This is a genomic window from Streptomyces sp. SolWspMP-5a-2, assembly GCF_900091845.1.
Lineage (GTDB): Bacteria > Actinomycetota > Actinomycetes > Streptomycetales > Streptomycetaceae > Streptomyces > Streptomyces doudnae.
Genome location: NZ_FMCI01000114.1, coordinates 86207 through 94931 on the forward strand (window position 1 = coordinate 86207; position 8725 = coordinate 94931).

Consider the following 8725-nt stretch of genomic DNA (forward strand, 5'->3'; position numbering starts at 1 on the left):
AACGTAGCGGCTGGACGGCCGGCGTTCACCCCGTCCGGCGGTCACGCGTGACGCAACCGTGACCCCGCGACCGCAACCGCGGGCGGTCGTTTTGGACTCATACGCTCCATCCGTAGCCAAGGATCACCCTGGTGTCACCGCACGCCGCTGGATAGCGTTGCTTCGCTTGCGAGAATTCCCACCTGCCCAGGAGCCGACAGTGAACCGCCGCCCCACCGTGCTAGCAGCGATCACCCTGACCACCGTCACGGCCCTGTGCCTGTCTGCATGCGGGAACGACGGCAAGGACACGAAGACCAACGACAAGATCACGGGCGCGGAGACGGGCACGAAGGCGTCGGCCTCACCGAGCCCGAGCGCCGCGGACTCCGCCGCCCGGCCCCGCATCACTTTCCCGTCCTACGCCAAGAACGTCTTCGAGTACGAGAAGACGGGCAACGCCGTGAAGGACACCGTCTTCTCCGACAGCACCCTGAGCATCAACTCGGTGGACGACGCCGTCTTCCAGGGCAGCACGGGAACGAAGGCCCTCGGTTTCTACAACACCGACAAGGCTCTCAGCTCGCAGATCACCTACATCCAGGGGTACATCGATGCCGGTGAGACCTGGATCGGCGAGACCACCTACCGCGACTGGAAGGTGACCTTGTCCGGCGAGACCAAGGCCTACGTCAGTTACTGCTCCGACGAGAGCAAGGCGTTCATCGAGAACAAGAAGACCAAGAAGGTCGACAGGTCGCCCGCGACATCGAGGTCCTACGTGCTCTACCACAGCAAGCTCGTCAGGAATGCCAAGGGCGTCTGGCAGACCACCGACGTCGTTTCGAACCGGGGGGACAAGACGTGCCAGCCGTGAGGAGTTCGCTGAGGGCCACGGCGGTACTGGCTCTGGCCTTCGCCTTTTCCACCGTCTCCACCGCGGCCTTCGCCGACAAGGGCGGCCGGGGAAACTACGGCCAGGACGGAAACGAACAGCACGCCGACACCGGTGAAGACGGCTCCGTCTCCGTCACCGTCGGCGGCATCGTCTTCGACCGTTCGAAGAACGGCAGCGGGAAGTCGGCCGGTGCGGTGACCTCGGCCACCGCCTGGACACCCCCCGCCTGCTGGTACGCCCCGAAGTACACGCCCGAGCAGCTCGAGAAGTATCTGAAGCCGATCTGGGACGCCGGATCGACCGGCTACGAGTGGGACGCCACCCAGCGCGACCGCTATGTCAACGGCAAACCGTACAAGGACTTCAACAAGGACAAGTCCGGCGACGGCTACTGGTGGGACTCGTACGTCAACGAGGACTTCCCGCCGGGCTGGGACGCCTGCGACGAGGAGACCTTCTGGGTCGACAAGGGCGCCGCTCCGCCCGCGAACATCCAGAACGCGGTCACACCGGAGATCCTCGCCGAACTCGCCTATGCCGAGATCCGGGTACCGGGCACCGAGGTGACGCTCGCCCCGGCGAACCGGACCAAGGTCAATCTCCCCACCTGGGCGTGGCTGGACGCGGCGGAGTTCAAGCCCGTCTCCGTGACGGCGTCCGTGCCGGTGCTGGGCATCGAGGCGACCGCGACCGCGGAACCCGTCTCCCTCAAGATCGACCCGGGTACGGCGGACGCGGCGACCTACCCGGCGTCCGGCGCCTGCGCGATCGTGGACGGCCGCATCGGCGAGCCCTACGCCAAGGGGAAAGCCACCCGTACCCCGCCCTGCGGTGTGAAGTACCTGCGGTCCTCCGGCGACGGTTCCTACCCGCTGCGCGCCACCGTCACCTGGAAGATCCACTGGACCGGCAGCGGCGGAGCGGGCGGTGACCTCCCCGACGGGACCTTCGGCGCCACCCAGGACGTCGTCGTCCAGGAGATCCAGTCGGTCAACCGCTGAGCGGCGCCGCCGGAGCCACGGCGGCGCCGTGCCGCGGTACGAATCCGCCCCCGCCGGGTAGGGACACCCGCATGACTGGATTCGGCGCCGTCTTCCGCCCCCAACTCCCGCCCGAGCGGCTCCGATCGGTCGTGCGGCTCGCCGACGCGTCAGGACTCGACCAGCTCTGGCTCTGGGAGGACTGCTTCCGGGAGGGCGGCATCTCCACCGCCGCGGCCGCGCTCGCCTGGACCGAGCGGGTCAGGATCGGCGTCGGCCTGCTGCCGGTGCCGTTGCGCAACGTCGCCCTCACCGCGATGGAGGCCGCCTCCCTGCACCGCATGTTCCCCGGCCGCCCGGTCCTCGCCGTCGGCCACGGCGTCCAGGACTGGATGGGCCAGGTCGGCGCGCGCGCCGAGTCGCCCGTCACCCTGCTGCGCGAGCATCTCGCCGCGCTGCGCGCCCTGTTGGCCGGGGAGCAGGTCACCGTCGACGGGCGTTACGTCCACCTCGACGGCGTCGCCCTCGACTGGCCGCCCGCCGCCGCGGTCCCGGTCCTCGCCGGTGCCACCGGCCCCCGTTCGCTGCGGCTGACCGGGGAGGCCGCCGACGGCACGGTGCTCACGTCGGCGACGTCCCCGGACGGCGTCCGCGCCGCCCGCCGCCTCGTCGACCAGGGCCGGGAGGCGGCCGGACGGACGGGCGACCCGCACGAGGTCGTCGTCTACCTGCTCGCGGCGACCGGTCAGGACGCCGCCGACCGGCTCCGCGCCGACCTCGCCGCCGAGGGGCTCGACCAGGTTCCCGGACTCGGGGTCGCCGGGGACGCGGGCGCCGTCGCCGAGGCGGTCCTGCGGCTCGCCGAGGCCGGGGCCGACACCGTCGTCCTGCAGCCGACCGGCGACGAACCGGACCCCGAGGGGTTCGTCCGGTTCGCGGCGGAGCAGGTCAGACCCCTGCTGCCGTGACCGGGAGCGGTGGAACGGCGGCGCCCGCGCGGCGGGTCCGCTGCCGAATCGACGCCCCGGCCTCCCTCCCGCCCCGCATTCACAGGTCACGCCGGAGTTTCCACATCGTTATCGAGGTGGCCTCGCTTCCCCGGCGTGTCTGACGTAACTTCAGACCCAGGTAATTCGCGTGAGCAAAGCCGCGCGGGTGGCACCGCGCAGTGGAGGGGGCTGCGCGGCGCCCGGACCCCCGGCTTCCGCCCGCACCCCCGGTCGCCGCCCGCACCGCCCGCCGCCGACGCGGCGTCAAGGCCCCGCGTGTCGCTCCGTCACCCGAGTGGGGGATGCCGCCACCCGATCGGCACAGGGAGTGAATTCCACACCCGATCCCCATGATCTCCATGGATTCGCCCCAACTGCCCTGGTCATGCGCCGCGTTTCGGCCAGGGGCAAGCCCTGCGGAGGCCACTTGGGAGCCCGCCGGGAGTCGCCGGACGAATCCGGAGAGTAGTTGTGGCACGCCGATGCGCGCGACTTCCCTTACGAAGGGTTATGGTGGAAACCCCCCCTCGGGCCGGTCCGTCTCCCCCCCACGGACCGGCCCGTTTTTCTGTCCCGGCCCGCCCGCCGCGCAGCCCCGGGCCGTTCGCTCCCCCTTCCCCGCCCGTCCGCCGCGGGGCCCTTGCGCTCCCGTCCCCGTTGGCCGCCGGGCCACCCGGCGGGGGTAGGCTTCGCCCCCGGGGACCCGTCGTACGGAAGACCCCGGACCGCCAACGGACAGGGCCCGCCCTCGGCCGAGTGCCGAGCCCGGGTCGTGCCTGTCCGATCCCTACGGAGGGGCTGACAATCACGTGAACCTGCGCGACAAGCTGCGCGGCCTGTTGGTCAGGCTGTACGCACGCCGGGTGGAAGGCCACCTGGACCACGCTCAGGTGCCCAAGCACATCGGCGTCATCATGGACGGCAACCGCCGCTGGGCGAAGGCCGCGGGTTCCAGCACCGTGCACGGCCACCGCGCGGGCGCCGAGAAGATCGAGGAGTTCCTCGGCTGGTGCACCGAGACGGACGTCGAGGTCGTCACCCTCTGGCTGCTGTCGACGGACAACTTCGACCGGCCGCAGGACGAACTCGGTCCGCTCCTCGGCATCATCGAGGACGTCGTGCGCACCCTCGCCGCCGACGGCCGCTGGCGGGTGCACCACGTCGGCACCTCCGACCGGCTGCCCGCCCAGATGCGGATCGCGCTGAAGGAGGCGGCGGAGTCCACCGCCCACGTCGACGGGATAGTGGTCAACGTCGCCATCGGCTACGGCGGACGGCAGGAGATCGCCGACGCCGTCCGCTCGATGATCCAGGACGCGGCCGACAAGGGCACCTCGATGGAGGAGCTGGCCGACGCCGTCGACGTCGACATGATCGGACGCCACCTCTACACCAAGGCGCAGCCGGACCCCGATCTGGTGATCCGGACCAGCGGGGAGCAGCGTCTGTCCGGTTTCATGCTGTGGCAGACGGCCCACTCGGAGTACTACTTCTGTGAGGTCTTCTGGCCGGCCTTCCGCAAGGTCGACTTCCTGCGCGCCCTGCGTGACTACGCGGCGCGACACCGCCGCTACGGAGGCTGACCGAACCGCCTCGTATACCCCTTCGGCAGCGGAAGTAACAAGGAGTTCACCAGCACGCCGCCCTGTGGTGTGGCATGGTCACGCGGGTTCGAGGGCATAACCCTGGCAGGTCGACGCCCGAACCACGGGTGTCGGATCTCAGCGGACGGCACGGGGCCGTCCGCCCGGGAGGCCCTTTGCACCAGCCCGACCGTGCGGTCTCGGCACGGCAGAAGCAGTGGAGGGCCGGTCCCCGGCCCGTGCAAGGCGGCCGTCGACCGGTCGGGATCCGTCCCGCCCAGCCGTACCCGGCACTCCACTCCGTCGCTCCCCGACCTCATCCGAGGGGGTACGTCCTTCCGTGGTGACCAGCGCAAAGCGCCACAAGACCGACCGGCGCACCTACGTTCTCGACACCAGCGTCCTGCTGGCCGATCCCAACGCCCTGACCCGGTTCGAGGAGCACGAAGTGGTGCTCCCGATCGTCGTGGTCACCGAGCTGGAGGCCAAGCGGCACCATCCCGAGCTCGGCTACTTCGCCCGGCAGGCCCTCAGGCTGCTCGACGACTACCGGGTGCGGTACGGGCGTCTCGACGCCCCGATCCCGATCGGGGAGCTGGGCGGGACGGTCCGGGTCGAGCTCAACCACTCGGACCCCAGCGTGCTGCCCAGCGGCTACCGCCTGGGGGACAACGACTCCCGCATCCTCGCGGTCGCCCGCAACCTCCAGGCCGAGGGCTTCGACGTCACCGTCGTGTCGAAGGACCTCCCGCTCAGGATCAAGGCGTCCTCGGTCGGCCTGCTGGCCGAGGAGTACCGCGCCGAACTCGCCATCACGGAGAACTCCGGCTGGACGGGGATGTCCGAGCTGACCCTTCCGGGTGAACAGGTCGACATCCTCTTCGAGGACGGCCATGTGCGCGTGCCGGAGGCCGAGGACCTCCCCGTGCACACCGGCCTGACCATCCAGTCCGAGCGCGGCAAGGCGCTCGGCAGGGTGACCCCGGAGGGCTCCATCCGGCTGGTGCGCGGCGACCGCGAGGCGTTCGGCATCAAGGGCCGCAGCGCCGAGCAGCGCATCGCGCTCGACCTGCTCCTCGACCCGGACATCGGGATCGTGTCGATGGGCGGCCGGGCCGGCACCGGAAAGTCGGCGCTGGCGCTCTGCGCGGGCCTCGAAGCGGTCCTGGAGCGCCGTCAGCACAAGAAGGTGATGGTCTTCCGGCCGCTGTACGCGGTGGGCGGGCAGGACCTCGGCTACCTGCCCGGGTCCGAGTCCGAGAAGATGAGCCCCTGGGCGCAGGCGGTCTTCGACACGCTGTCCGCGGTCACCAGCCGCGAGGTCATCGAGGAGGTCACCGCCCGCGGGATGCTGGAGGTGCTGCCGCTCACCCACATCCGCGGCCGCTCGCTGCACGACGCGTTCGTGATCGTGGACGAGGCGCAGTCGCTGGAACGGAACGTCCTGCTCACCGTGTTGTCGCGGATCGGCGCCAACTCGCGGGTGGTCCTCACCCACGACGTGGCGCAGCGCGACAACCTCCGGGTCGGCCGCTACGACGGGGTCGTCGCCGTCGTCGAGAAGCTGAAGGGGCATCCGCTCTTCGCGCACGTGACCCTGACCAGGTCCGAGAGGTCGCAGATCGCGGCCCTGGTGACGGAGATGCTGGAGGACGTGCAGCTCTGACGGCCGGTGCCCGGCGAGGGCCGGTCACCTGACGGTTGGCGCCGTCCGGCAAAGCCAGTGAGCCTAGCCGGGCGGCGCCTTCGCGCGTGCGTGTTTCTTGAAATGCCGTGGGCCAAACGGGATGTGAGCTTTCACACGCAACTCGGAATTGCCTCCCGGCGTAGCCGTACGGCAGAGTCTCCTTCCTGTCAGGCCCCGCATACGACACACAGGTATCCCTGGGGGTGCCCCCGCACTCGCACAGTGCGGAGCAGCACGGCACCACCCGCGCACCACCGCCAACTCCACAGCGTCGTCGTATGCCGCCCGAGCACCACGCGGCGCTCCCGCCACGGGAGTTGCCCACCGGGTCCGCGCCTCCCGTGACCCCGCAGTACGGAGGCCAGCGCCAGGGGCACGATTGCGTCCGCCACGGTCACCGAAGCGGGCGATGCTGGAAGGAAACCGTGTGAGCCGGATTTCGGTCCGGGGATTCGCAGTGGCCTCGGCCACCGCGGTCACCGCTGTCGGAAGCGTCGTCGGTGTTGCCTCGGGCAGCGTCGCGCAGAACAACGACGCCGAGACAACGGCTGCCGACGCCACGCTCCTCGCGGACATACCCGCGGGTCAGCAGGCCCAGGTGCAGACCGCGTCCCTGACGCAGCAGGCCGAGACACAGGCCATCGCGGCGGACGCCTCCGCCAAGAAGGACGCGGAGGAATCGGCCCGCAAGGAGGCCGCCAAGACCGCGGTCGCGAAGAAGGAAGCCGCGGAGAAGGCTGCCAAGGAGGCCAAGGAGCGTGCCGAGGCCAAGGCTGCGGCCGCCCGTGACGCCACGCGCGACGCCTCCTCCTTCGCCGTGCAGAGCTCGTACTCCGTGGCCCAGATCCAGGCGATGGCCCGTCAGATGGTGCCGAGCAGCCAGTTCCAGTGCTTCAGCAACATCGTGAACCACGAGTCGAGCTGGAACATGCACGCGACGAACGCCTCGTCCGGTGCCTACGGTCTCTTCCAGGCGCTGCCCGCCTCCAAGTACTCGTCCGCCGGTTCCGACTGGCAGACCAACCCGGCCACCCAGATCAAGTGGGGCCTCAGCTACATGGACGGCCGCTACGGCAGCCCGTGTGACGCGTGGTCCTTCTGGCAGGCCAACAGCTGGTACTAGCAGGACGGCCGGTACCCGTACCGGCGACGGGTCGGCCGCCCTCGGCGGCCCCCCTCTCAACCCCGCGCAGCCCCTCCCCGTCCTAGGGGAGGGGCTGTCGCCCTGTACGGTCGGACACGCAACCGACTCCGGGGGGAGTGGTGGTGAAAGACGGGGGAAGAGGACGGATCATGTCGCGAGTGCCAGGGTGGCTCGGTCGGGTCGGCAGCCGACTGACCGAGATGAGTGAACGGCTCGACGAGCGCCGCGCCGAGGCCGAACGGGAGGACGAGGGCGGCACCGCCCGTCCGTCGCACCGTCCGGGAGGCGCGGACCGGTCCGGAGAGCATGCGGTCGAGACCCACCCGGTGGTGGTCACCCGTCCTGATCCGGCGCACGCCGTCCCCTGGGGGGTGCGGGTCGCCGCCGAGGCGAGCTGGCGGCTGCTGGTGCTCGCGGGCACGGTCTGGGTGCTGATGCGGGTGATCAGCGCCGTCCAACTGCTGGTCCTCGCCTTCGTCGCCGCCCTGCTGATCACCGCGCTGCTGCACCCGACGGTGGCCCGGCTCTGCCGCTACGGCGTGCCGCGCGGGCTGGCCACGGCGCTCACCGCGATCTCCGGCTTCGTCGTGATGGGGCTGATCGGCTGGTTCGTGACCTGGCAGGTCATGGAGAACATCGACACGCTCTCCGACCAGATACAGGACGGCATCGACGAACTCCGCAAGTGGCTGCTGAACAGCCCCTTCCACGTCACCGACAAGCAGATCAACCAGATCGCGAAGAACCTCCGTGAGGCGATCGGCGCCAACACCGACCAGATAACGTCCGCCGGTCTCGAGGGCGTCCAGGTCATCGTCGAGGCGCTCACCGGCATCCTGCTGGCGATGTTCTCCACGCTGTTCCTGCTCTACGACGGCCGGCGCATCTGGCACTGGACGCTCAAGCTGGTGCCCGCCGCGGCCCGTCCGGGTGTCGCGGGCGCCGGACCGCGCGCCTGGCGCACGCTGACCGCGTACGTGCGCGGCACGGTGCTGGTCGCCCTCATCGACGCCATCTTCATCGGCCTCGGCATCTACTTCCTCAACGTGCCGATGGCCGTCCCGCTGGCCGTCTTCATCTTCCTGTTCTCCTTCATCCCGCTGGTCGGCGCGGTCGCCTCGGGCGCCCTCGCGATCGTCGTGGCGCTGGTGACGCAGGGCGTCTTCACCGCGGTGATGACCCTCGTGGTGGTCCTGGCGGTGCAGCAGATCGAGGGCCACGTCCTGCAGCCGTTCATCCTGGGGCGCGCGGTCCGTGTCCACCCCCTCGCCGTGGTGCTCTCGGTGGCGGGCGGCGGCATGATCGCGGGCATCGGCGGCGCGGTGGTCGCGGTGCCGCTGGTGGCGGTCACCAACACGGTGGTCGGCTATCTGCGGGCGTACGCGCACGACCAGAACCTCGCCGACGCGGCCCGGCAGCGCGGCGAGGTACCCGCGACGGCCGGGGCGGCCGGGACCGTCCCCGT

7 protein-coding genes are annotated in these 8725 nt (G+C 70.5%); all 7 read left to right on the forward strand.

Annotated features, from left to right (window positions below; translation table 11 throughout):
- Positions 1–199 precede the first annotated feature (199 nt).
- Positions 200–856, forward strand: a complete 657-nt coding sequence (locus GA0115242_RS11240; protein WP_093827196.1) for a hypothetical protein — start codon at positions 200–202, stop codon at positions 854–856.
- On the forward strand, positions 844–1878 hold the full coding sequence (locus tag GA0115242_RS11245; RefSeq protein WP_370672270.1) for a hypothetical protein: 1035 nt from the start codon (positions 844–846) through the stop codon (positions 1876–1878). Before GA0115242_RS11240 ends, GA0115242_RS11245 begins: the two co-directional genes overlap by 13 nt.
- 71 nt (positions 1879–1949) lie before the next feature.
- On the forward strand, positions 1950–2825 hold the full coding sequence (locus GA0115242_RS11250) for an LLM class flavin-dependent oxidoreductase (RefSeq protein WP_093827198.1): 876 nt from the start codon (positions 1950–1952) through the stop codon (positions 2823–2825).
- 830 nt (positions 2826–3655) lie between these two features.
- Positions 3656–4429, forward strand: a complete 774-nt coding sequence (locus tag GA0115242_RS11255) for an isoprenyl transferase (protein WP_093827200.1) — start codon at positions 3656–3658, stop codon at positions 4427–4429.
- Between the two features lie 340 nt (positions 4430–4769).
- Complete coding sequence (locus tag GA0115242_RS11265) at positions 4770–6095, forward strand: PhoH family protein (protein WP_093827204.1); 1326 nt, start codon at positions 4770–4772, stop codon at positions 6093–6095.
- A 448-nt stretch (positions 6096–6543) separates the two neighbouring features.
- Entirely contained in the window at positions 6544–7239 is a 696-nt protein-coding gene (locus GA0115242_RS11270) for an aggregation-promoting factor C-terminal-like domain-containing protein (RefSeq protein ID WP_176729796.1), read from the forward strand.
- A gap of 170 nt (positions 7240–7409) precedes the next feature.
- Positions 7410–8725: AI-2E family transporter (locus tag GA0115242_RS11275; RefSeq protein ID WP_093827227.1), on the forward strand; the 1316-nt coding region annotated here is incomplete at its 3' end.

Coding starts and splice junctions, on each gene's coding strand:
- GA0115242_RS11250 (WP_093827198.1), top strand. CDS start 1,950: ATGACTGGATTCGGCGCCGTCTTCCGCCCCCAACTCCCGCCCGAGCGG.